The organism is Streptomyces sp. NBC_00523, from assembly GCF_036346615.1.
Taxonomy (GTDB): Bacteria; Actinomycetota; Actinomycetes; order Streptomycetales; family Streptomycetaceae; genus Streptomyces.
Window position 1 is genome coordinate 2,681,628 of sequence record NZ_CP107836.1, and the last position, 22,462, is coordinate 2,704,089.

Below are 22,462 nucleotides of genomic sequence, written 5' to 3' on the forward strand. Positions count from 1 at the left end.
CGCATACCGTTCAGGCCAGGTGCTTGTGCATGACGATGCACGGCCGGTCGTGGGCCAGGTCCTGACGCCGGTCGATCTCGCGCCATCCGAGGGACTCCCAGAAGGCCAACGCATCCGGGTTGTTCTCAAGTACGGCGAGCCGGAGGCCACTCCGTCCTTCGGCCCGAAACCGGTCCTCGACCAGCCCGACGAGCCGGCGCCCGATCCCCGTACGGCGGGCACGGCCGTCCACGATGAGCAGCCCGATCCAGGGCAGGCCGTCCCTCGGATGCCGGCGCAGCAGACAGACGACCCCGACGAGCTGCCCTTCCCCGCTGCGCGCGAGCAGCACCTCGCCGCCCTCCGTGGCGACCTCATCCCGCAGATCGGCCTCGACCCGCGTCGCCTGGATGTCGTCGGGGTCGTACTCGCCTGCCGCGCGCCAGTAGGCCGGGCTACCGGCGTAGAGGGCGACGACTTCGCGGATCTCCTCGGGGGTGAAGCGGAGGGGGTGGAGGGCGAGGGGGCGGGCCGGCATGTCGGCCAGGGTACGGGGGGCTGCCCGCCGTCCCCGCGAGGTGCGGGGAGCAGTAGGCGTCACGGCCCAGCAGACCGGTGAGCGGCGGGGCATCCCCGCGAGGTGGGGCCCGAAAGCGGACCGAGCGGGGTTCATCCCCGCGATGGCGAGGGACAGGCGGCGTACTGCCGGGCGGTGTCGAACATCCCGGGGCCATCCCCGAGAATCGGGGAAAGTGCCAGCTAGCCAGGATCATTGCTGCGGATGCGGGGACAGGACTACGAGGCGGTGATCCTTCCCCAGAACGCTGGACCATTCCGCGCGTGGCAGGAAGCGGTGCGGGACGCCCCGCACCCGTCCGTCGCGCAGGCGGTCCCCGCAGGTGGGATGACCGCGCTCGATAGCGCGCTGCCGCTGCCCAGCCTCGGGGCCATCCCTGCAGGTGCGGGGAGCAGTCGCAGTGCCCGTACTCATCCGGGTAATCCCAGGGGCCATCCCCGCGTGTGCGAGGAACACACCATCTGCCGCAGCGGCTGCGTCGTGGTGCCGGGACCATCCCTGCAGGTGCAGGCAACACCCGAGAAGGGCGTCTGTGTCGGCGAAGCAGACGGGACCATCCCCGCGCGTACGGGGAGCACGAGCTGATCGCGTCCGGCGGCTGGTGCGCCCCGGGGCCATCCCCGCGCGTGCGGGGAGCATCGATGCCGGAACGAGTGCGCGCCCAGCGCCAGGGGACCATCCCCGCGCCTGCGGGGAGCACCTCTTCGTGACCTGCGGCTCTGTCTCGCTTCCGGGCCGGTTCTGACCGACTTCGCGCACTCCGGCATAACCGCCCCCCGCTCACCCAGCAGCCATGCATCGCCACCCTAGGCCAACAACCCCAGCCACGCCCCCCGTTCACCCTCCCCCAAGCCCCACCCCCACCGCACCCCACCCCACGTAGGGTTCCCAGATGATCGTCATCCCGGAGGAATTCGCCCGGACGACCGTCGAGCGCGAGGGCAGCGCCGGGGCAGCCTGGCTCGCGGAGCTGCCGCAAATCGTCGCCGACTTGCTGGACGCCTGGGGCTGCACACCCGACGGCCCCCTCACCCACGGCGGCGTCGGCGTCATCCTCCCCGTCCGGCGCGACCACACGCCCCCCGCCGTGCTCAAGGTCTCCTTCCCGCACCCCGGGAACGACCACGAACCCGACGCCTTCGTCGCCTGGGGCGGGCGTGGGGCCGTAAGCCTGTACGAGCGGGACGACAGGCGGTACGCGATGCTGCTGGAGCGGGCCTCGACGGTGACGCTCGCCGAGGCCGGCGACGGGGACGACGTGGTCGTCGTCGCCGCTCGGCTCGCGCGGCGGCTCGCCGTGCCCGCGCCGCCCGGGCTGCCCCGGCTCAGCAACCAGGCCGGGGAGTGGGAGGACGGGCTGCGCAGGGACGACGTCGAGTTCGCGCGCCCCCTGCCGCGGCCCGTCATCGACGCCGCCCTCGCCACCGTGAGGGAGTTGGGGCGAGCGCAGCCCGAGACGCTCGTCCACGGGGATCTGCACGGGCGGAACATCCTGCGGGCCGAGCGCGAGCCCTGGCTGGCCGTTGATCCGAAGGGGTACGTGGGCGACCCGGCGTACGACGCGGGGGCGTTGATGAAGTCCCGCGCGTACGCACTCGCGGGCACCCACGATCTCCGCAGCACCGCCCACCGCATCGTGGACGTCTTCGCCGATGCCGCCGAGCTGGAGCGTGAACGCGTCCGCCGCTGGGCCCAGTTGCACGCCGTGCAAGCCGCCTTCTGGGCCCGGCGGCACGGGTTCCGGGTCGCCCGCGGCGGGCCCGAGCTGGAGTGGGTCACCGCCTTCGCGGACCGGCTGGCGGAATTGTTGACCGAGCCCTCCTGAGGGCCGGGCCTGCACCGCGTTGAACCCTTCACCACCTCACGAAACAGGGCCCTGAATCGTCGGCCTTGAAGAGACCTTGAAGAGCAGCCCCTTCAGAAGCGGAGAACAACGCATGCGCACCGCCTACCTCACGGTCACCATCCTCGGCATCTTCTTCAACGGTGCCGCCGCCGTGACCTACCTCATCGGCCACGAATACCCCAAGTCTCAGGCCGACATGAAGGGCATCCCCCGCAAGTACGTCCCCTGGCTCGGCATGTGCCTGGCCGCGGGCACCCTCGGGCTGCTCGCCGGGTTCGCCGTGCCCGCGCTCGGCACGCTCGCCGCGTGCGGGCTGATCCTCTACTTCATCGGCGCGATCATCGCCCACACCCGCGTCGGATCAAGAAACATCGTCGGCGGGATCGTCTTCCTGGCGACGGCCATCGCCGCCCTGATCCTGGGCGTGCAGTACCACGGGGCCTGGTGAGCGAGCCGCCTACCTGCGGGTCGCGAGGTCCGCGTCCGTGATCGGCCGGACCACCCGGCACGGCGTACCGACCGCGACGCTCATCGGAGGAATGTCGCGGCTCACGACGCTGCCCGCGCCGATCACCGAGCCGTAGCCGATGCGGACGCCCGGCAGGACGACCACGTTGCTGCCGATCCACACCTTGTCCTCGATGACGATCGGCTCCGAGAAGCGGCCGAAATCCGCCCGGCGCGCGGGGTGCACCGGGTGGCCCGTCGTCGTCAGGGTCACGCTCGGGGCGATCATGACGTCGTCGCCGATGCGGATCTCCACGTCGTCCACGAACGTCAGGTTCACGTTGCCGAAGAAGTCGTCCCCGATGTGCACGTTGCTGCCGAACGCGGCGTGGAACGGCGCCTGGAGGGCCGTGCGTTCGCCCACCGAGGCGAAGATCCGCGTCAGCAGCGAGCGCCGCCGCTCCGTGTCGCCGGGCGGTGTGTGGTTGTACGCGAAGATCTCGTCCTCGCGCCGGGCCGGGGCCAGGAAGGCCGCCTCGGTCTCCGTGTAGACGAGCCCCTTCGCGATCCGGGCCCGTATCTCGTTCTGGTCGGTTTCAGCCATCGTGCGGCGTTCCCTTCGTCGGGCGGGGCGATCGGCCCCTCAGGGTGCGGCGACCAACACGACGAACCATAGAACTTCGCCTCCGGTCGTCCGATCTATTGACGTGCCCCTGACCGAATGGCTTCATGGGTCCACCCGTGTGGGAGCGCTCCCACATCAGTGAACCACCCATCCCCCTGGAGCCGCAGTGAGAACAGCGAGACACCCGGCGCAGCGCCCCGCCGCCGTCATCCTCACCGTCCTGGCCACCCTGCTCGGGCTCCTCGCCCTCGGAGCCGCCGCACCGGCGCAGGCCGCCGGTACCGGGCTGCACATCAGCGACGGCCGCCTGGTCGAGGGCAATGGCAACGACCTCATCATGCGCGGCGTCAACCACGCGCACACCTGGTACCCCGGCGAAACCCAGTCCCTGGCCGACATCAAGGCGACCGGCGCCAACACCGTCCGGGTCGTGCTCTCCGACGGCTTCCGCTGGACCAAGAACGGGCCGGACGACGTCGCCGCCGTCGTCGCCGACTGCAAGGCGAACCGGCTCATCTGCGTCCTGGAGGTGCACGACACCACCGGATACGGCGAGGACTCCGCCGCCGGGACGCTGGACCACGCGGCCGACTACTGGATCTCCCTGAAGGACGTCCTCCAGGGCCAGGAGGACTACGTCGTCATCGACATCGGCAACGAGCCCTGGGGCAACACCGATCCGGCCGGATGGACCGCCCCCACCACCGCCGCGATCAAGAAGCTGCGCGCCGCCGGGTTCGCGCACACGATCATGGTGGACGCGCCCAACTGGGGCCAGGACTGGCAGAACGTCATGCGGGACAACGCCCAGGCGGTGTACGACGCGGACGCGACCGGCAATCTGCTCTTCTCGATCCACATGTACAGCGTCTACAACACCGCCCAGAAGGTCACCGACTATCTGAACGCGTTCGTGGACGCCGGACTGCCCCTGGTCATCGGTGAGTTCGGCGGACCCGCCGACCAGTACGGGGACCCGGACGAGGACACGATGATGTCCGAGGCGCAGCGGCTCGGGCTCGGCTGGATCGCCTGGTCGTGGAGCGGCAACACCGACCCGATCCTCGACCTGACCATCGGCTTCGACCCGGCGCAGCTCAGTTCCTGGGGCGAGCGCATCTTCCACGGCGCGAACGGGATCGCGGAGACCTCCCGCGAGGCCACGGTGTACGGCGGGCCCGTCGAGGAGGACACCGAGGCCCCGACGGCCCCGGGCACCCCGGCCGCCTCAGCGGTGACCGACACCTCCGCCACGCTGACCTGGGCCGCGTCCTCCGACAACGTTGCCGTCGCGGGCTACGACGTGGTGCGCGTCAGCGGCGGTACGGAGACCAAGGTCGCCTCGTCCGCCACGACGAGCGTCACGGTGACGGGCCTCAGCGCCGACACCGCGTACTCCTTCGCGGTCTACGCGCGCGACGCGGCCGGCAACCGTTCGACGCGGTCGGCCGCCGTGAGCGTGACCACGGACGAGGGCGCGACCACTCCGGCGGGCAGCTGCTCGGTCGGGTACAAGGTGGTCGGCTCGTGGCAGGGCGGCTTCCAGGGCGAGATCACCATCCGCAACACGGGCACGGCCGCGATCGACGGCTGGACGCTCGGTTTCGCCTTCGCCAACGGGCAGACGATCACCAACATGTGGGGCGGTACGCCCACGCAGTCCGGCGGTTCGGTGACCGTCGCGCCTGCCTCGTACACCTCCACGATCGCCCCCAACTCCTCGGTGACCGTGGGCTTCACGGGCAACCAGAGCGGTACGAACGCGGCCCCGGCCGCCTTCACTCTGAGCGGGGCGGCCTGCACGGCCGCGTGAGACGGGACCGGCCGGCGGGGGCGTGCCCCCATCGGCCGGTGCCATCAACTCAGCTCTCCACCGAGGCACGTTGGTACGTCAGATACGCCGCTCCGCTCCCCAGGACCGTGTGGTCCGTGAGCGCCCAGGCCGCCGGTTCGAACGACGCGTTCCGGCCGAACAGGGGGATGCCCGCGCCGATCGTCGTCGGGCTGAGCTTCATGATCAGCGTGTCGATCTCCGCGTAGACCGAGCCGGCCAGCTCGCCGCCGCCGACGAGCCAGATGTCCTTGCCGTCCTCCTGCTTCAACTCCCGTACGCGCGCGGCGGGATCGCCCGCGACGAGCTCCACGGCCGGGTCCGGGCTCTCGCCCAGGGTGCGGGAGAACACCAGGTGCCGCAGATGCGGGTAGGCGTCCGTGATTCCGGCGTCGAGGCCGATCTCGTACGAGCGCCTGCCCTCCACCACCGTGTCGAAGTGCGTGCCCTCCGCCGTCACGCCGAGCGCGGCCCGCGCCGGGCCGGGCAGGGTCTCCGGATACTCCGCGATCAGGTGCTTGAGGTAGTCCTCCGGGATGGGCCAGAAGCCGTCCGGACCGCTGGGATCGGCTCCGTCCGGACCGGCGATGAAGCCGTCGAGGGTGGCGGCGATGAAGTACACCAGCTTGCGCACAGGGGACCTTTCGTCCGGGGGCGGCCTCCGGTACGTGGGGGCCGTCGGCCGTTCATGATCGAACGGCCGCCCGTGGCAAGCAACGGGAACGACTGCTTCCGGCGTTTAGGACCCGTCCAGCGCCGGGGCGATCACCGCGAACGCGCGGTCCGTCAGCTCCGCCGGGGTCTCCGTCGAGCCGTCGGCGCTCCAGTGGTGGAGCACGGCGTCGAACGCGTCCAGCGCCATGCCCGCCGCCAGCCTCGGGTAGAGGTCCGCCTCGGCGTCGCGCCCCAGCCGCTCGGCCAGCTCCCGCGCGAGGTCGTCGCGCCACCGCGCCTGGCGCTCCAGGAAGCGGGCCAGCAGCGCGGGCGTGCGCAGGATCAGCCGTACGACGCGCAGCGCGCGCTCCCCATGGTCCGCGCACGCGCCGAGCGGCACCCAGACCGCGTGGCGCAGCGCGACGGAGGGCGGCTCGGCGGCGGGGCGGGCGGCCAGCTCGGCGCGGATGCCGGTGCCCATGTCCGCGAGGAACTGGACGACCACGTCCTCCTTGGACGCGAAGTAGCGGAAGAACGTCCGCTTGGAGACACCCGCCGCCGCCGCGATCTCGTCCACCGTGACCGCGTCGAAGCCCTTCAGGGCCAGCAACTGGAGGGCGGATTCGGTCAGTTCGTCGGAGACCAGCCGGCGCTTGCGCTCGGCCAGGGTCGTTCGGGGAGTGCTCACCCTCCTCACGGTACTCCATGCCTCGCCTGGCACTGAATGACATGTTGACACTTGGTGTCACCCGAGGCAGCCTATGCCGTATGACACAGCAGGAACGCTGGACCGCCGAACACATCCCGGACCAGACCGGGCGGGTCTTCGTCGTCACCGGGGCCAACAGCGGCCTCGGCCTGGCCACGACCCGGGCCCTCGCCCGCCGGGGCGGGCACGTGATCCTCGCCGTACGCGACGAGGCGAAGGGCCGCCGCGCGGCGGCCGGGCTGACCGCCGCGCAGCCGAATGCCCGGCTGGAGGTGCGCCGGATCGACCTGGCCGACCTCGATTCCGTACGCGCGTTCGCGGAGAAGCTGCACGCGGACCACGCGCGGCTCGACGTGCTCGTCAACAACGCCGGGGTGATGGCGCCGCCCCGGACGCTTTCCCCGCAGGGCCACGAGGTGCAGTTCGCGGCGAACCACCTGGGCCACTTCGCGCTCACCGGGCGGCTGCTGGACCTCCTGGCGGCGGGCACCGACCCCCGCGTGGTCACCGTCAGCTCGCCCAACCACCGCAAGGCGCACCTGTACTTCGACGACCTCACGGGCGAGCGGCGGTACTCGCCGATGGGCTACTACAACCAGTCCAAGCTGGCCAATGCCGTCTTCGGCCACGAGCTGCACCGCCGCCTCACCGGGGCCGGCAGCCCGGTCCGCAGCCTGCTCGCCCACCCCGGCTACACGGCCACCGGCCTCCAGACCGGCGGCCCCGTCGCCCTTGTGTCCCTGATGTTCGGCCGCGTACTCAAGCCGCTCGCCCAGTCCCCCGCCCAGGGGGCGCTGCCGCAGCTGTACGCGGCGACCGAACCGGGCGTGGAGGGAGGCGAGTTCATCGGGCCGGACGGCAGGGGTGAGCTGCACGGGGCGCCGACCCGGGTGGAGTTGGCCGCCGCAGCGGCCGACGCCGCGACGGGGCGGCGGTTGTGGGAGGTGTCGGAGGAGGCCACGGGCGTGCGGTTCGCATTCCCCCGGTCCGGCTGAACCAAGGCGCTCCCACCGCTCCGCAGCGCCCCCGTATTTGGATAGGGTGCCGTGTCTACAGCAGCGCTCTCCGGGGGAGTTTCGAGTACATGAGCGGTCAGCAGCCACGCCGAGGCGGCGCCTCGCAGGTCTTCCAGCCCCTCGCGGGCGACGACCCCACCACCATCGCCGGATACCGGCTGGCCGCCAAGCTCGGCGCGGGCGGCATGGGCAAGGTGTATCTGTCGTACACACCCGGCGGGCGGCCCGTCGCGATCAAGGTGATCCGGCCGGAGTTCGGCGAGGACGCGGAGTTCCGGCGGCGGTTCGCGCAGGAGGTGCAGTCCGCGCAGCGCGTCCAGGGGCTGTTCACCGCGCCCGTGATCGACGCCGACACCAAGGGCGCCCAGCCGTGGCTCGCCACCGCGTACGTGCCGGGCCCGTCGCTCGCCGACGCGGTCGTGGAGCACGGCGCGCTGCCCGTCGAGGCGGTGCTGCTGCTGATCGCAGGCATGGCCGAGGCGCTGCACGTCATCCACGGGGCGGGGATCGTCCACCGCGACCTGAAGCCGTCCAACGTGCTGCTCGCGGCGGACGGGCCGCGCGTCATCGACTTCGGCATCGCGTACGCGGCCGACGCGACGTCGCTCACGGGCAGCGGGGTCACGATCGGCACCCCGTCGTTCATGGCGCCGGAGCAGGCCGCCGGGCGCAAGGTCACCGCCGCGACGGACATCTTCGCGCTCGGCCAGGTCGCGGTGTTCGCGTCGACCGGGACGCCCGCGTTCGGCGAGGGGACCTCGCACGGGGTGCTCTACCGGATCGTGCACGAGGACCCCGACCTCACGGGTGTGCCCGAGCGGCTGATGGAGCTCGTCGGGCGCTGCCTCGCGAAGAACCCGGAGGACCGGCCGTCGGTCGCCGAGGTCATCCAGCTCTGCCAGACCGCGAACGCGGAGACGGTGCTCCGGCGGCCGGAGGACTGGCTGCCGCAGCCGGTCGCGGCCGACATCACCGTACGGGCCGCCGCTCCGGCGCCCGTGCAGACGCCGCCGCCGCCGTCGGCCGCCCCGGCCACGCCGCCGGTGGGCGCCGCGCCCACGGCTCCGGCCGCGCCGGCCACTCCCGCCGCCTACTCCCCCACCACCCCGGCGCCGAGCACCCCGCCGCCGGGGTACGGGCCGCCGGTCACGCCCGCGCCCGGGCAGGGGCCGGCGCCGGTGGGGCCGAGCGCGTACGGTGCGCCCACGGCGCCCTCCGCGCAGACCCCGGCGTACGGGTACCCGGCCGCCCAGCAGCCGTCGTACGGGTATCCGGGCCCGGGGGGCGGGTACCCCGGCGGGGGCGTACCGCCGCAGTCGCACGTCACTCAGGCGGTGCCGCAGGCGCCCGCGCCGACTCCGCCCAAGCGGCGGCGGGGGCGGGCCGCGGCCATCGCGGTCGTGGCCGCGCTGCTGGTCGGGGTGGCCGGTGGGGGCACGGCGTACTTCCTGTCGCAGAAGGACGACGACAAGGGGTCGCAGAGCGACACCACCGCCGGTGACAAGAACTCGCCCGCGCCCAAGGCGAGTTCCACGCCCAGCGCGGATCCCACCGGGGACGTCGAGGGCGGCGCCGAGCAGCCCGAGGGGCAGACCCCCGCGACGTCGGACCCGACGCCGGAGGACTTCACCGGGATCAACCTCACCAAGGGCTACCACCTGACGTTCGGCGACGACGAGATCCGGCCGCAGGACGGTGAGGACGACGGCTACGAGCTGACGTACGACTCCGGCGGGTACATCGAGGCGGAGAGCGAGGGCGGCAAGCTGATCCTGCTCGACCCGGGGCAGGCGGGGTCGCTGGATGTGTGCCGGGCGGAGACGCGGTTTGCGAGCAGCATCGAGACGAGCAAGCTGTCCAAGGGGCGGCAGGTGTGTGTGACTACCGGGACCGGGCATATGGCGCTGGTGACGTATCAGGGGCACTCGCCGGAGGATTCGCCGAGTGACTACATCACGCTTGACGTGACGGTCTGGCGGAACGCGATGCGCTAGGGGCGCGGGGCGCCTGCGGCGGGCCTGTTCCCCTACCCGCCCCTTCCCGAAACGGCGAGGCTACCTGTAAGCCCCTCCGGCGGTTGAGGAGCGGGGGTACGGGGGCAGCAGCGCCCCCGCATCGCCTCAGCCCGTGATCAGCCGCTGCAGCGCCGGCGCGTACAGGTCCGCGATGTGCTCCGGCGTCGCAGACGCCCCCGCTCCCTCCCGGTGGAGGCTCAAGGTCGCGCCCAGGCCCAGCAGGTGGCCGGCCAGGAGCTCCGCGCGGAGGGCGGCGTCCGGGCCGGGGAGGCGGGCGGTCAGCGCGGCGGTGACCTGTTCGTGGAAGCGGTCGCGGAGCAGGGAGCGTTCGTCCTGGTTGCCCAGGGAGAAGACGACGCGCAGCAGCGGGTCGGACTGGAGCGCCCGGCGCTGGGTGACCAGGGTGACCACCATGTGGCGGCCCAGGACGTCGAGCGGCGCGTCGAAGAGTTCGGCGGCGGCCGGTCCGAAGTCGGCCACCGTGTTGAACAGCTCCTCCTTGCGGCCGAAGTGCTTGACCACCAGGGACGCGCTGACCCCCGCGTCCGACGCGATCCCCCGGATCGTCACCTCCGCGTACGGCCGCTGCGTGAACGCCCGCCGGGCGGCGCGCAGGATCGCGTCGCGGCCCGTCGCGGCGATGGCCTGGCCGCCGGTCATGCGCCCTCCTGGATCCCCGCCGGCCGCGCACCCCCCGTCAGGGTGCCCGGCGCCTTGCGGCTCTCCCCGACCGTACCCGCCCCGGCGGGCCCGCGGCCCGGGATCATGAGCGTGACCAGCAGGGCGAGCAGCGCCGCGCCCGCCGCGATGACGAAGACCAGCTGGTACGCGTGGAGGGTCGGCGCGGTCCGGCCCCCCGCCTGGAAGGTGAGGTTCGCCAGGACCGCGGCCACCGTCGCGCTGCAGAACGCCTGGCCGATCGACCGCATCAGGGTGTTCAGCCCGTTCGCCGCCCCGGTCTCGCTGACCGGCACCCCGCGCATCACGAGGGCCGGGAGCGCCGAGTACGCGATGGCCGTACCGGAGGCGACGACCGTGGCGCCCGCGATGATGAGCCACAGGCTGTGGCTGGTGAAGTACCGCACCCCGTAACCGGCGGCGATGATCCCCGCCGCAAGCGCCAGGCTGACCTTCGGGCCGTGCTTGGCGGAGATCCGGGCGGAGACCGGGGACAGCGCCACCATGGCGACCCCGCCCGGCAGCAGGCACAGACCGCTGACGACGAGCGAGGCGCCGAGCCCGTAACCGGTCGCCTTGGGCTCCTGCACCATCTGCGCGGTGACCAGGGAGTTCGCGTAGAAGGCGAAGCCGATGAGCAGCGCCGCGATGTTGGTGAGCAGGACCGCCGGGCGGGCGGAGACCCGCAGGTCGACCATGGGCGTCGCGACGCGGAGCTCGTACGCCCCCCAGATCAGCGCCACCACGACGGCCGCCACGAGCAGGCCGACCGTCCGGCCGGAGGTCCAGCCCCAGTCGCCGCCCTGCGTCACCGCGAGCAGCAGGCAGACCAGCGCGCCGGACAGACCGAGGGCGCCGAGCGCGTCGAAGCGGCCGCGGCTGCGCAGCGGGGACTCCGGTACGAAGAGGAGGACGAGCACGATGTCGATGAGGCCGATGACGCCGGAGACCCAGAACATCGTGTGCCAGTCGAAGTTCTCCACCACCAGCGCGGCGATCGGCAGGCCCACCGCGGCGCCGATGCCGAGCGTCGAGCTCATCAGCGCGACGGCGGACAGCACGCGCTCGGGCGGCAGTTCGTCGCGCAGGATGCTGATGCCCAGCGGTACGACGGCGATCGCGGCGCCCTGGAGCGCGCGGCCGGTGATCAGCACGCCGATGTGGGAGCTCGCCCCGCAGAGCACCGAGCCCACCACGAGCACCGCGAGGGAGGCGACGAGCACCCGCCGCTTCCCGTACATGTCGCCGACCCGGCCGAGCACCGGTGTGAACACCGCGCCGGTCAGCAGCGTGACGGTCACCAGCCAGCTCGCGGCGGCCGGGGTGGCGCCGGTCAGCTCGGGGATGTGCGGGAGCAGGGGCACGACGATCGTCTGCATGACCGCGACGACGACCCCGCAGAAGGCCAGCACGCCCACTGCGAAGCGCGGGTGCGGGGCCTGGGCCGCGGGGGTCGAGGGGGCGGCGGGGGCGGGTATGTCCGCGGGCATGGTTCTCCGTTGCCGGCTCGGGGTGCACGGATGTTCACCCCCCAGGGTAAACGCCTGTGCACCCCCTCGGCGACGGGTGGACGGAAGCGCGCGTTAGCCTCGGACCGGGCGCCGGTCCGGCGCTGGGCGCGGGGCGCGTACGCGTGCGCCGGGCGCACATCCATGACGAGCACGAAGGCGGAGGTGACCGCGATGGCGGAGGTGCCGGCAGCGGCGGTGGCGGCGGGCGGACTGGTCGGCGGTTACGCCGTCGCGCGGTGGACCCGCAAGCGTCCGCTGGGCGGGGTCGCGCTCGCAGCGGCGGGCGGCGTCGCCGCGTACGAGTGGAACCGGCAGGCGGGCCCGCGCGCGGCCGTCGCGCTGACCACCGCGTACGTGGCCGCGTTCGCGGGCTCGCACCCGCTGGCCAAGAAGGTCGGCGCCTGGCCCGCCGTCTTCACCGTGGCGGGCACGGTCGCCGCCGCGTCCTGGGCGGTCACCCGCCGGGCGTCCTGACCGGGGGCGCCCGCCGGGCGCGCCGACGGGGCGGGGCGGGCCCGGGACGGCCGCCCGCCTCACCGCGGCCCCGCTCCCTACCCCCACAGCGCCCACGACACCGTGTAGATCGCCAGGCCCGCCAGCGCTCCCACCACCGTGCCGTTGATGCGGATGAACTGCAGGTCACGCCCGATGTGGGCCTCGATCTTCCGCGAGGTCTGGTCCGCGTCCCAGCCGGCCACCGTGTCGCTGATCAGTGACGTGATCTCCGTCCGGTACGTCGTCACGACGTACGCCGCCGCGTCCTCCAGCCAGCCCTCCAGCTTCCCCCGGAGCCGTTCGTCCGTGGCCAGCCGGGCGCCCAGCGACATCAGGGAGGCCCGGGCGCGCAGCCGCAGCTCGCTCTGCTCGTCCTCCGCCGCCGCGATCACCATCGCGCGCACCGACGCCCAGGCCGAGGCGATGACGTCCTGGACCTCGCCGCGCCCCAGGATCTCCGACTTCAGGCGCTCCACCCGGTCCCGGGTCTCCGAGTCGGTCTGGAGGTCGGCCCCGAAGTCCGCGAGGAAGGTGTCGATGGAGCCGCGCGCCGGGTGCCCGGGCATGTCCCGCATCTCGGTGACGAAGCGCAGCAGCTCCTTGTAGACCCGCTCCCCGACCCGCTTGTCCACGAACCGGGGCGTCCAGCCCGGCGCCCCGCCCTGCACCGCGTCCATCACCGAGTCGCCGTGCAGCACGAGCCAGTCGTGGGCCCGGGCGCAGACCAGGTCGACCAGCTTGCGGTGGCCGCCGTCCGCGACGACCTTCGCCAGCATCTTGCCGAGGCTCGGGCCGATCTCCGCCGTGTTGGCCCGCCGGGTGATCGCCTCGCCGACGACGGCCTGGACGTCGGAGTCCCGCAGGACGGTGAGCGCCCCGCGCAGCGCGGTCGCCAGTTCGGCCGTGACCCGGTCCGCGTGGGCCGGCTCCGCGAGCCACGCGCCGACCCGGCTGCCGATGCCCAGCGAGTGAATCCGGTCACGTACGACGTCCCCGGAGAGAAAGTTCTCGCCGACGAAGGAACCGAGGGATGCCCCGAGCTGGTCCTTCTTGGTGGGAATGATGGCGGTGTGCGGAATCGGCAGACCGAGCGGACGCTTGAAGAGTGCGGTGACCGCGAACCAGTCGGCCAGCGCACCCACCATGCCCGCCTCGGCGGCCGCCGCGACGAAGCCCGGCCAGCCGCTCACCCCCTCGTTCTTCGCCCAGGTGGCGAGGACGTACACCAGCGCGACCAGCAGAAGGAGGCCGGTGGCCGTGGTCTTCATACGGCGTACGCCACGACGCTTCTCCTCGTCCGCCGCGGTGTACGCGAACGAGGCGAGCCCCCCGGGTCTCGCCCTCCCACCGGGCCCCGGAGGCAGTGTGCCCCGCTCGGTCCGCCCGGTCCCGTCGATCCGTTCCATCCGCTCCACCCGTCCGCGTACGCACAGCCCCAGACGTCCGCTACGCATTGTGCCTACCTGACCTACTCCCGGGCCGCACGTCGAGTTCCCCGCGCCCTGCCGCATCATGGGAACCGGTCCACTCCCCCGCTTGTCCACTTTTCCGCAAGGAGACACACCGCCCATGCCCAGGCGCCAGGGTTACGCCCTGCTCATAGCCCTCGTGGCGGGTACCGCCGCGCTCGCCGCAGCCGTGGCGTTCGCCGGTTCCCTGCTGTTCAACGGGGACAGGGCGACGGCCGCCGCCGCTACGGCCCCGCAGGGCGTGGCCCACAGCCCGGCCGCCCCGGCGCACTCCTCCGGGCACTGGCTCGCCACCTGGGCGGCGTCGCCCGTCGCGGGCGTGGCCGACCCGGCGCAGGCGGAGGACCAGAGCAGCCGCGTCATCCGCAACGTCGTGCACACCAGCATCGGCGGCACCGAGGCCCGTGTGACGCTGTCCAACCTGTTCGGTACGCAGCCCCTGCTCATCGACCGCGTCACCGTGAACACCCGCCCCGTGACGTTCCGGGGAGCCTCGTCCGTCACGGTCGCCGCCGGCGGGCAGACCGTCAGTGACGCCGTCGCCGTCCCGGTCGACGCGGACGCCGACCTCGTCGTCACCCTGCGCACCCCGACCGCCGACGGGCCGGTCACCACGCACCCCAACAGCCACCAGACCTCGTACACCGAGGGCGAGGGCGGCACCTGGTCCACCACCCAGTGGCGCTACCTCACCGCCGTCGACGTGCGGGGCGGCGACGCGCGGGCGACCGGGACCCTGGTCGCGTTCGGCGACTCGCTCACCGCCGGCTCCGGCTCCACCACCGACGCCAACACCCGCTGGCCGGACGCCCTCGCCGACCGGCTGCACGGCCGCTACGCGGTGGTCAACGAGGGCATCGGCGGCAACCGCCTCCTGCGCGACGGCATCGGCCCGCGCGCCCTCGACCGCTTCGAGCGCGACGTCCTCGGCGTCTCCGGCGCGAAGACCGTCGTCATCGCGCTCGGCATCAACGACATCCAGGCGCTCCCCAGGGAGACCGACCCCGCGCGGATCACCGGCGCCCTGCGCGCCCTCGCCGAGCGGGCCCACGCCCGGGGCCTGAAGGTCATCGGCGCGACCCTCATGCCGTACCGGGGCTCGGCGGTCTGGACAGCCGGCGGGGACCGGGTGCGGCAGCAGGTCAACGCGGAGATCCGGGCGGGCGGGGTCTTCGACGAGGTCCTCGACTTCGACCGGTCCCTGCGCGACCCGGCCCACCCTCAGCAGCTGCGCGCCCCGTACGACTCCGGCGACCACCTGCACCTCAACGACGCCGGATACGCCCGCCTGGCGTCACTGCTGGACGTGGACACCCTGACCGGGGACGAGCCGAAGGTCGACGCGCTCTGAGCTAGGGCCTGTCTTCGCCCTTCTCCAGGCGCCCGCGCTCCGCCTCCCGCAGCCGCTGCTTCTCCGCCTTGCCGCGCTTGTGCTCCACCCCGACGCCGCCCATGAGCGCGAATCCGGTGATCCGGACCCGGGGCGCGTCCGGTGCGGGGGCCGACTCGTCCTTGACGTGCTCCCCGAAGCCCCCCATGATGCCGATGCCCCGGACGTCCACGTTCAGATCCGGCGGGACCGTCACATGGATACCGCCCATGATCGTGAAGCAGCGGATCACGGTCTCGCGGGCCTCGAAGTTCGCCTCGCGCAGGTCGATGGTGCCGCCGCCCCACATCGCGAACGCGGTGAACACCTTGCCGACCGTCCAGTTGCCCCGGCGGCGGAAACCGCCGTAGAACGCGAAGCCCCCGGTCGATGTCGCCGGCCGCCCGATCCGCTCCGACCAGCGGGCCGCCGAGCCCGACCGGGGCCGCACGACGGCAGGCGCCGACGAGGCGGAGCCGACGGCCGGCAGATCGCGGACGAGTGGCTCCAGCTCCCCGTGCGTCCGCGCCTTGTAGGCGCTGTCGAGGCGCTGCTCGAACTCCTCCATCTCCAGACGCCCTTCGGCGACCGCCTCGCGCAGGATCTCGGCAACACGTTCACGCTCGGCGTCGGAGGCCCGCATCTCGGGGAGTTCGCTCGTCATACCGCGCAGCCTATTGAACGGCCGCCCTCACGTCACCGGCTCCCCTGGCCGCTCGCGCGCGTACATCTTCGCGATCACCGCCTCGATGTCCGGCTCCCGCACCGAAAGGTCCGCCAACGGGTACTCCGCGGCGATCCGCGCCACCAGCGGAGCCGCCGAAGCGGACGCCGGGAAGGCCAGCCACTGGCGCGGGCCCTCCACCTTCACCGTCCGCACCGAGGGCTCCGACTCCAGCCGGATCGGGGGGAGTTCGCGCTCCAGGTCGACCACCAGCGTGCGCTCGCTCTCCCCCACCTCGTGCAGCCCGGCCAGCGCACCGTCGTACATCAGCCGGCCGTGGTCGATCACCATCACCCGGCTGCACAACTGCTCGATGTCCGTGAGGTCATGGGTCGTCAGCAGCACCGTCGTCCCGCGCTCCGCGTTCAGGTCCCGCAGGAACTGCCGCACCTTGGCCTTGGACACCACATCGAGGCCGATCGTCGGCTCGTCCAGATACAGCACCTCCGGGTCGTGCAGCAGCGCCGCCGCGATGTCCCCGCGCATCCGCTGCCCCAGCGACAGCTGACGCACCGGTACGTCCAACAGCTCACCCAGATCCAGAAGTTCGACGCACCGCTCCAGGTTGGCCCGGAAGCGCGCGTCCGGCACCCGGTACATGCGGTGCATCAGCCGGTACGAGTCGCGCAGCGGCAGGTCCCACCAGAGCGTCGTGCGCTGGCCGAAGACCACCCCGATCCGGTGCGCCAGCCGCGTCCGCTCCCGCGAGGGGTCGATGCCCGCGACGCGCAGGGAGCCGCCGCTCGGCGTGAGGATGCCCGTCAGCATCTTGATCGTGGTCGACTTCCCGGCCCCGTTCGGCCCGATGTAGCCGACCATCTCGCCGCGCTCCACCCGGAAGCTGATCCCGTCGACCGCCCGCACCTGGCGCCGCTCGCCGCGCAGGAACCCCGTCCTGCGGCGGACGTCGAAGACCTTCTCCAGCCGGTCCAGCTCGATGAAGGCCGTCCCGCTGCCCGTGTCCCTGCTCATGCCGCTCCCTCTCCGTCCGTCAACTTCCCGTACTCCGGTACGCCCGCAGCCCCGCCCGCCACACCAGACCCGCCCCGGTCGCGCAGACGGCGGCCACCACCGGCGGCAGGAACGCCACCGGGTCCGGCAGCCCCAACGGCAGCTCCCGGCCCAGTACGTACAGCGCCGGCAGCCAGTTCACGAAGGCCAGCGGCACCACGAAGGTCACCCCGCGCACCAGGTCCTTCGCGAAGATCGTCGGCGGGTACTGGAGCAGCGTGTTGCCCCCGTACGTGAACGAGTTCTGCACCTGCGAGGCGTCCTGCGCGATGAACTGGAACGCCCCGCCCGCCACGAACACCGCCCCGAAGATCACCGACCCGCTCAGCAGCATCAGCGGCAGCACCACCACCTTCGCCAAGGTCCACTCGATGTCCGCCGCCACCAGCCCGTAGCCGAGGACCAGCAGCCCCTGAGTGATCCGCCCCAGCCTGCGCAGCGCGAAGCGGTCGGCCGCCACCTGCGCGAGGACCGGGACCGGCCGCACCAGCAACGTGTCCAGCGTGCCGTCCCGCACCCGGCGGCCCAGCCGGTCCATCGACCCCATCAGCAGGTCCGCCAGACCGAACGCCGTCCCCGAAGCCCCGTACAGCAGTGCGATCTCCGGGAGCGCGTAGCCGCCCAGCGCGTCGACGTGCGCGAACATCAGCATGATCGTCACGAAGTCGAACGCCGTCGCCGTGAAGTTGCCGACCGCCGTCATCAGGAACGACGCCCGGTACGCCATCGTGGACCGCAGCCACATCGACACGATCAGCCCGTACGCCCGCACCCCCTCGACCAGCCGCGACCGCGGGGCGAACACCGCCTCCGGCGCCTCCGGTACGGCCGCCTCCACCACCTCAGCCACCCTGGACCACCACCCTCCGCGTCGCCACGCCCTGCACCATCCGCCCCACCAGCAGCAACACCGCGGCCCACGACGCCTGGAACACGTACACCCGCACCAGACCCCAGCCCGTGTGCTTGCCCAGGAACACATCCGCCGGCACCTGGAGCAGCGCCGACCACGGCATCAGCCGCGCCACCTCGCCCAGCAGCCCCGGGAACAGGCTCAGAGGCAGCAGCATCCCCGAGAAGAACAGCCCCGCCAGAAAGGCGATCTGCGCCGCGCCCGCCCCGTCCATCAGCCAGAAAGCGGACAGCGCCACCAGATAGCGGATCCCGAAGCTCACCACCACACCCAGCGCCACCGAGACGAGGAACGCCAGCCACGGCCCCGCCGACCCCGGCAGCGCCAGGTCGAACGCCAGCCCGCCGAGCGCCATCGGCACGATGCCGCGCCCCAGCAGATGGAAGGCCGCGCGCCCCAAGTCCTGCGCCAGCCACCACAGCTGGAGGTCGACCGGGCGGTACAGGTCCACCGCGATGTCGCCCGTGCGGATGCGCTCGATCAGCTCGTCCTCGAAACCGCCGCCCATCATCACGCAGGTCATCAGCAGCGCCTGGCCCAGCCAGACGAAGGTGAGCGCCTGCGGCATGTCGTAACCGCCGAGGCGCGGCCGCTCGTCCCACAACGCCATGTACGTGTAGGCGAGGATGAAGCCGAAGACGGTGTTGGTGAACACCCCCGCCGCCGTCTCGATCCGATAGGTGGCGTACCGGCGGAAACCGCCCGCCGCCGCCACCGCGTAGACCCGCACAGCAACCGCCTCCCCGTCAACGGGTGCCGCACCGTGCGTGGACACCAAAGCGCAGGAGCCTAGTCCAGCCGGGACAGCCGCCGCGAGCGCTTTTCGGCCGTCGATCCAAGGGATATGCGCCAGAAAAGGGCACTATGGGGGAACTGACCGCGGCCGAGGAGTCTGCACCGACATGAGCGACGAGCCACAGCAGCAGAACGGGGACACCGACCCCCCGGGCTGGGCCCCCAGGGACCTGCCTGCCGACGCCGCCGCCCCCGGACCGGCCCCCGAGGCCCCCGACACCACCACCGGGAAGAAGAAGTCCGGCAAGGCCAAGCGCCCCAAGCGCACCGGCTGGCGGCGGCTGATCCCCACCTGGCGCATGGTCCTCGGCGGCGTACTCCTCATCGCCCTGATCCTGGTCGGCGGCTTCGTCGCCGGATACCAGCTGGTCGACATCCCCGCCGCCAACGCCACCGCCACCGCCCAGTCCAACGTCTACCTGTACGCCGACGGCACGGTCATCGCCCGCGACGGCGACGTCAACCGCGAGAACATCAAGCTGGCCCAGGTCCCGCGCACCGTCCAGCACGCCGTCCTCGCCGCCGAGGACCGCGACTTCTACTCCGAACGCGCCGTGGACGTCAAGGCGATGTTCCGGGCCGGCTGGAACACCCTCACCGGCAAGGGCAAGCAGGGCGGTTCGACCATCACCCAGCAGTACGTCAAGAACTACTACCTGGGCCAGGAACAGACCGTCGTCCGCAAGATCAAGGAATTCTTCATCTCGATCAAGCTCAACCGGGAACAGTCCAAGGACCAGATCCTGGAGGGCTACCTCAACACCAGCTACTTCGGCCGCAACGCCTACGGCATCCAGGCCGCATCCCAGGCGTACTACGGCAAGGACATCGGCGACGTCACCACCGCCCAGGGCGCGTACCTCGCCTCGCTGCTCAACGCCCCCAGCGCCTACGACGTCGTCGCCTACCCGGAGAACAAGCCCGCCGCCGTCGCCCGCTGGAACTACGTACTGGACGGCATGGTCAAGGAGAAGTGGCTCGGCCCCGCCGAGCGCGCCGCGATGACCTTCCCCGTTCCCGGCCCGGTCAAGCCCGCCAACAGCCTCTCCGGACAGCGCGGCTACATCGTCAAGGCCGTCGAGGACTACCTGGTCGTCAACGACATCCTGGACGAGAAGACCCTCGCCACCCGCGGCTACCGCATCACCACCACGCTCCAGCGGAAAAGGCAGGACGCCCTCGTCGAGGCCGTCGAGGACAAGGTCATGGCCAAGACCGACAAGGACCGCGCGGCCGACCGCAACGTCCGCGTCGGCGGCGCCTCCATCGACCCCGCCACCGGCCATGTCGTCGCCATGTACGGCGGCGTCGACTACACCCGGCAGTACGTCAACAACGCGACCCGCCGCGACTACCAGGTCGGCTCCACCTTCAAACCGTTCGTCTTCACCTCGGCCGTCGCGAACGACTCCACCACCCAGGACGGCCGCCGCATCACCCCCAGCACCATCTACGACGGCACCAACAAGCGCATGGTCGAGGGCCCGAACGGACCGACCGGCTACGACCCCGCCAACGAGGACGACCGCAGCTACGGGCCCATCACCGTGTCCACCGCCACCGACAAGTCCGTCAACGCCGTCTACGCCCAGATGGCCGAGGACGTCGGCCCCGAGAAGGTCCGGCAGACCGCCGTCTCCCTCGGCATCCCCAAGGACACCGCCGACCTCACCCCCACCCCCTCCATCGCCCTCGGCGTCGCCACCGCCAGCGTCCTCGACATGACCGAGGCGTACGCGACCCTCGCCGCCCACGGCAGGCACGGCGCCCACGTCCTGGTCAGCAAGGTCACCAAGGACGGCGAGAACGTCACCCTGCCCGGCCGTACGGTGAAGCGGGCCGTCAGCCGCGAGGCCGCCGACACCACCACGTCGATCCTCCAGAGCGTCGTGGAGGGCGGCACCGGAACCGCCGCCCGGGGCGCGGGGCGGCCCGCCGCCGGAAAGACCGGCACCGCCGAGGAGGACCGGGCCGCCTGGTTCGCCGGCTACACCCCCGACCTCGCCACCGTCATCGCCGTCATGGGCCAGGACCCGTCCACCGGCGCCCAGAAGTCCCTCTACGGCGCGCTCGGACTCCCTCGCATCAACGGCGGCGGCGCCCCCGCCGAGACCTGGGCCCAGTACACCGGGGCCGCCCTGAAGGGCACCCCCGCCAAGGACTTCGACCTCGACGTGGAGGAGGACACCGGCGACACCGCACTGCCCACCGCCGAGGACACCGCCCCCGGCGACACCGGCCGCCGCACCCCCTCGGCCACCCCCCGGCGCACCCCGCCCACCACCCCGTCCCGGACCCCCTCCGCCCCGCGCACCACCCCCGGCACCACGGACAACCCGGCCGGAGGCGCCGGCGCGGGCGGCACCACGGACGGCGGGACGGACACGGGCGGCGGGGACGGCGGGGACACCGGGGGCGACGGCGGGGACGGGGGCGGCGACGGCGGCGGTGACGAGGGCTTCTTCCAGGGACCCCGCGGCACCCGGGCACCCAGCACCCGGCCCTGAATCCGGGCTCAGTGCCCCGAGGTCGCCTTCAGCCCCACGACCGCCACCAGCAGCAGGCACACGAAGAAGATCCGGGCCGCCGTCACCGGCTCGTGCAGCACCACCATGCCCAGGACCGCGGCACCCGCCGCGCCGATCCCGACCCACACCCCGTACGCCGTACCGATCGGCAGGGTCCTGGCCGCGTGCGACAGCAGCATCATGCTCGCCACGATCCCCAGGCCCGTGAACACACTCGGCCACAGCCGGGTGAACCCCTCGGTGTACTTCATCCCGATCGACCAGGCCACTTCCAGCAGACCGGCGACGACCAGCAGAACCCACGCCACGACAGCACCTCCGACGAGACAGAACACGCGAACAACACGGGTGCGTCGTCTTTGCGGAACCCGGTACGGCGCGTCTCGTCGGGGTGTCTCCACCGTAGCAAAGGAAAGGCAAAGGGCCCGGTGACAACGGTCACCGGGCCCTTTGCCCACGCCACAGATCTACAGATACCGCCGGTCTACAGATACAGCCCGGTCGAATCCTCCGAGCCCTCGAACCGGTCCGCGGCCACCGCGTGCAGGTCGCGCTCGCGCATCAGCACGTACGCCACACCCCGCACCTCGACCTCCGCCCGGTCCTCCGGGTCGAACAGCACCCGGTCACCCGGCTCGACCGTCCGCACGTTCTGCCCCACCGCCACCACCACGGCCCACGCCAGCCGGCGGCCGACCGCGGCCGTCGCGGGAATCAGGATCCCGCCGCCGGAGCGCCGCTCGCCCTCGGGCGACTCGGACCGGACCAGCACTCGGTCGTGCAGCATCCGGATGGGCAGCTTGTCGTCGGTGTTCTCGCTCACGCCCCGCAACCTACCGGGCGGCGGGCCGCCCGCCTACGAGGGGTCAGCGCTTGCGGCGCGAGGACGCGACGACCAGGCCGACCACGCCCACCGCGAGCAGCGCCGCCGGGATCACGCGCTCCAGCCGGGGGCTGCCCGTCTCCGACACGAACTGGGCCTTCACGTCCGACACCGCCCGGTTCACCGCCACGTAGGCCCGGCCGGCCGTCCGGTCCACGGTCCCGGCGACCTTCGCCTTCGCGTCACCGATGATCGTCTTCGGGTGCACCCGCACCCCGATCTCATCGAGTACCACCGCAAGCTGCTCGCGCCTGCTGATGATGTCCGCCTCGATCTGCGCAGGGGTCCTGGCATCCGACACCGCGCCGCCTCCGTGGTCCTCGTCCGGTAAACCTTCATCGACAGTCTGTCAGTTCCGCCGCATCCGCACCCGACGGCACCCCCATT

General features: G+C 72.3%; 22 protein-coding genes and 1 riboswitch. Of the genes, 8 read left to right on the forward strand and 14 right to left on the reverse strand.

All coding sequences use genetic code 11. The features are described from left to right. Positions 1 to 10: 10 nt before the first annotated feature. Positions 11 to 517, reverse strand: a complete 507-nt coding sequence (locus OHS17_RS12000; protein ID WP_330312159.1) for a GNAT family N-acetyltransferase — start codon at positions 515 to 517, stop codon at positions 11 to 13. 931 nt (positions 518 to 1,448) lie between these two features. Between OHS17_RS12000 and OHS17_RS12005 the strand changes: the two genes are divergently transcribed. Then, a complete protein-coding gene (locus OHS17_RS12005) occupies positions 1,449 to 2,381 on the forward strand; it encodes an aminoglycoside phosphotransferase family protein (protein ID WP_330312160.1) in 933 nt (310 codons plus the stop codon). A gap of 112 nt (positions 2,382 to 2,493) precedes the next feature. Then, entirely contained in the window at positions 2,494 to 2,850 is a 357-nt protein-coding gene (locus tag OHS17_RS12010) for a DoxX family protein (protein ID WP_330312161.1), read from the forward strand. A gap of 9 nt (positions 2,851 to 2,859) precedes the next feature. Here the strand turns inward: OHS17_RS12010 and OHS17_RS12015 are convergent, their stop codons facing one another. Then, positions 2,860 to 3,453, reverse strand: coding sequence for a sugar O-acetyltransferase (locus OHS17_RS12015; RefSeq protein WP_330312162.1), 594 nt, complete (start codon positions 3,451 to 3,453; stop codon positions 2,860 to 2,862). 187 nt (positions 3,454 to 3,640) lie between these two features. Between OHS17_RS12015 and OHS17_RS12020 the strand changes: the two genes are divergently transcribed. Next, positions 3,641 to 5,287 (forward strand): cellulase family glycosylhydrolase, encoded by a 1,647-nt coding sequence (locus OHS17_RS12020; RefSeq protein WP_330312163.1) that lies wholly within the window; start codon positions 3,641 to 3,643, stop codon positions 5,285 to 5,287. Between the two features lie 49 nt (positions 5,288 to 5,336). On the opposite strand, the gene OHS17_RS12025 is transcribed toward OHS17_RS12020, so the two are convergent. Together OHS17_RS12025 and OHS17_RS12030 are read right to left on the reverse strand one after the other, a co-directional pair. Continuing rightward, entirely contained in the window at positions 5,337 to 5,939 is a 603-nt protein-coding gene (locus OHS17_RS12025; protein WP_330312164.1) for a dihydrofolate reductase family protein, read from the reverse strand. 105 nt (positions 5,940 to 6,044) lie between these two features. Next, the gene (locus OHS17_RS12030) at positions 6,045 to 6,647 is read right to left on the reverse strand and encodes a TetR family transcriptional regulator (RefSeq protein ID WP_330312165.1); all 603 of its coding nucleotides are present in this window, start codon (positions 6,645 to 6,647) and stop codon (positions 6,045 to 6,047) included. A gap of 80 nt (positions 6,648 to 6,727) precedes the next feature. On the opposite strand from OHS17_RS12030, the gene OHS17_RS12035 reads away from it, so the two are divergent. Both OHS17_RS12035 and OHS17_RS12040 read left to right on the forward strand, forming a co-directional pair. Then, a complete protein-coding gene (locus OHS17_RS12035; protein ID WP_330312166.1) occupies positions 6,728 to 7,663 on the forward strand; it encodes an oxidoreductase in 936 nt (311 codons plus the stop codon). A gap of 89 nt (positions 7,664 to 7,752) precedes the next feature. Then, positions 7,753 to 9,678, forward strand: a complete 1,926-nt coding sequence (locus OHS17_RS12040; protein WP_330312167.1) for a serine/threonine-protein kinase — start codon at positions 7,753 to 7,755, stop codon at positions 9,676 to 9,678. A 126-nt stretch (positions 9,679 to 9,804) separates the two neighbouring features. On the opposite strand, the gene OHS17_RS12045 is transcribed toward OHS17_RS12040, so the two are convergent. Together OHS17_RS12045 and OHS17_RS12050 are read right to left on the reverse strand one after the other, a co-directional pair. Continuing rightward, a complete protein-coding gene (locus OHS17_RS12045) occupies positions 9,805 to 10,359 on the reverse strand; it encodes a TetR/AcrR family transcriptional regulator (protein WP_330312168.1) in 555 nt (184 codons plus the stop codon). Beyond that, complete coding sequence (locus OHS17_RS12050) at positions 10,356 to 11,867, reverse strand: MFS transporter (protein WP_330312169.1); 1,512 nt, start codon at positions 11,865 to 11,867, stop codon at positions 10,356 to 10,358. Before OHS17_RS12050 ends, OHS17_RS12045 begins: the two co-directional genes overlap by 4 nt. A gap of 162 nt (positions 11,868 to 12,029) precedes the next feature. Here OHS17_RS12050 and OHS17_RS12055 point away from each other — a divergent pair, with 162 nt between their 5' ends. Then, a complete protein-coding gene (locus OHS17_RS12055; RefSeq protein ID WP_330312170.1) occupies positions 12,030 to 12,362 on the forward strand; it encodes a hypothetical protein in 333 nt (110 codons plus the stop codon). 77 nt (positions 12,363 to 12,439) lie between these two features. On the opposite strand, the gene OHS17_RS12060 is transcribed toward OHS17_RS12055, so the two are convergent. Next, entirely contained in the window at positions 12,440 to 13,789 is a 1,350-nt protein-coding gene (locus OHS17_RS12060; RefSeq protein WP_443066168.1) for a DUF445 domain-containing protein, read from the reverse strand. Positions 13,790 to 13,952: 163 nt separating this feature from the next. Here OHS17_RS12060 and OHS17_RS12065 point away from each other — a divergent pair, with 163 nt between their 5' ends. Next, positions 13,953 to 15,203, forward strand: a complete 1,251-nt coding sequence (locus tag OHS17_RS12065; protein WP_330312172.1) for an SGNH/GDSL hydrolase family protein — start codon at positions 13,953 to 13,955, stop codon at positions 15,201 to 15,203. 1 nt (position 15,204) lies between these two features. Here OHS17_RS12065 and OHS17_RS12070 read toward each other — a convergent pair whose 3' ends face one another. From OHS17_RS12070 to OHS17_RS12085, 4 genes are read right to left on the reverse strand one after another with little or no spacing between them, the layout of a single operon-like run. Next, positions 15,205 to 15,864, reverse strand: a complete 660-nt coding sequence (locus tag OHS17_RS12070; RefSeq protein WP_330315232.1) for a DUF1707 SHOCT-like domain-containing protein — start codon at positions 15,862 to 15,864, stop codon at positions 15,205 to 15,207. Between the two features lie 48 nt (positions 15,865 to 15,912). Beyond that, the gene (locus OHS17_RS12075) at positions 15,913 to 16,917 is read right to left on the reverse strand and encodes an ABC transporter ATP-binding protein (protein WP_330312173.1); all 1,005 of its coding nucleotides are present in this window, start codon (positions 16,915 to 16,917) and stop codon (positions 15,913 to 15,915) included. A 19-nt stretch (positions 16,918 to 16,936) separates the two neighbouring features. Then, positions 16,937 to 17,806, reverse strand: a complete 870-nt coding sequence (locus OHS17_RS12080; RefSeq protein WP_330312174.1) for an ABC transporter permease — start codon at positions 17,804 to 17,806, stop codon at positions 16,937 to 16,939. Further along, a complete protein-coding gene (locus tag OHS17_RS12085; RefSeq protein ID WP_330315233.1) occupies positions 17,799 to 18,599 on the reverse strand; it encodes an ABC transporter permease in 801 nt (266 codons plus the stop codon). Before OHS17_RS12085 ends, OHS17_RS12080 begins: the two co-directional genes overlap by 8 nt. A 172-nt stretch (positions 18,600 to 18,771) precedes the next feature. Here OHS17_RS12085 and OHS17_RS12090 point away from each other — a divergent pair, with 172 nt between their 5' ends. Beyond that, a complete protein-coding gene (locus tag OHS17_RS12090; RefSeq protein WP_330312175.1) occupies positions 18,772 to 21,171 on the forward strand; it encodes a transglycosylase domain-containing protein in 2,400 nt (799 codons plus the stop codon). A gap of 8 nt (positions 21,172 to 21,179) precedes the next feature. Here the strand turns inward: OHS17_RS12090 and OHS17_RS12095 are convergent, their stop codons facing one another. The 3 genes from OHS17_RS12095 to OHS17_RS12105 form a co-directional block, all read right to left on the reverse strand. Then, positions 21,180 to 21,500: a DMT family transporter gene (locus OHS17_RS12095; protein ID WP_018105629.1), complete on the reverse strand. Its 321-nt coding sequence runs from the start codon at positions 21,498 to 21,500 to the stop codon at positions 21,180 to 21,182. A 39-nt stretch (positions 21,501 to 21,539) separates the two neighbouring features. Continuing rightward, positions 21,540 to 21,604: riboswitch (guanidine-III (ykkC-III) riboswitch) on the reverse strand. Between the two features lie 72 nt (positions 21,605 to 21,676). Next, the gene (locus OHS17_RS12100; RefSeq protein WP_018105628.1) at positions 21,677 to 22,015 is read right to left on the reverse strand and encodes a GroES family chaperonin; all 339 of its coding nucleotides are present in this window, start codon (positions 22,013 to 22,015) and stop codon (positions 21,677 to 21,679) included. A 43-nt stretch (positions 22,016 to 22,058) separates the two neighbouring features. Further along, positions 22,059 to 22,376: a DUF3618 domain-containing protein gene (locus tag OHS17_RS12105; RefSeq protein WP_073863675.1), complete on the reverse strand. Its 318-nt coding sequence runs from the start codon at positions 22,374 to 22,376 to the stop codon at positions 22,059 to 22,061. Positions 22,377 to 22,462 lie beyond the last annotated feature (86 nt).

Excerpts from the sequence above, each read along its gene's own strand:
- OHS17_RS12000 (WP_330312159.1), bottom strand. The coding sequence starts at position 517 with ATGCCGGCCCGCCCCCTCGCCCTCCACCCCCTCCGCTTCACCCCCGAG.
- OHS17_RS12005 (WP_330312160.1), top strand. The coding sequence starts at position 1,449 with ATGATCGTCATCCCGGAGGAATTCGCCCGGACGACCGTCGAGCGCGAG.
- OHS17_RS12010 (WP_330312161.1), top strand. The coding sequence starts at position 2,494 with ATGCGCACCGCCTACCTCACGGTCACCATCCTCGGCATCTTCTTCAAC.
- OHS17_RS12015 (WP_330312162.1), bottom strand. The coding sequence starts at position 3,453 with ATGGCTGAAACCGACCAGAACGAGATACGGGCCCGGATCGCGAAGGGG.
- OHS17_RS12035 (WP_330312166.1), top strand. The coding sequence starts at position 6,728 with ATGACACAGCAGGAACGCTGGACCGCCGAACACATCCCGGACCAGACC.
- OHS17_RS12040 (WP_330312167.1), top strand. The coding sequence starts at position 7,753 with ATGAGCGGTCAGCAGCCACGCCGAGGCGGCGCCTCGCAGGTCTTCCAG.
- OHS17_RS12045 (WP_330312168.1), bottom strand. The coding sequence starts at position 10,359 with ATGACCGGCGGCCAGGCCATCGCCGCGACGGGCCGCGACGCGATCCTG.
- OHS17_RS12050 (WP_330312169.1), bottom strand. The coding sequence starts at position 11,867 with ATGCCCGCGGACATACCCGCCCCCGCCGCCCCCTCGACCCCCGCGGCC.
- OHS17_RS12055 (WP_330312170.1), top strand. The coding sequence starts at position 12,030 with ATGACGAGCACGAAGGCGGAGGTGACCGCGATGGCGGAGGTGCCGGCA.
- OHS17_RS12060 (WP_443066168.1), bottom strand. The coding sequence starts at position 13,789 with ATGGAACGGATCGACGGGACCGGGCGGACCGAGCGGGGCACACTGCCT.
- OHS17_RS12065 (WP_330312172.1), top strand. The coding sequence starts at position 13,953 with ATGCCCAGGCGCCAGGGTTACGCCCTGCTCATAGCCCTCGTGGCGGGT.
- OHS17_RS12070 (WP_330315232.1), bottom strand. The coding sequence starts at position 15,864 with ATGCGGGCCTCCGACGCCGAGCGTGAACGTGTTGCCGAGATCCTGCGC.
- OHS17_RS12075 (WP_330312173.1), bottom strand. The coding sequence starts at position 16,917 with ATGAGCAGGGACACGGGCAGCGGGACGGCCTTCATCGAGCTGGACCGG.
- OHS17_RS12090 (WP_330312175.1), top strand. The coding sequence starts at position 18,772 with ATGAGCGACGAGCCACAGCAGCAGAACGGGGACACCGACCCCCCGGGC.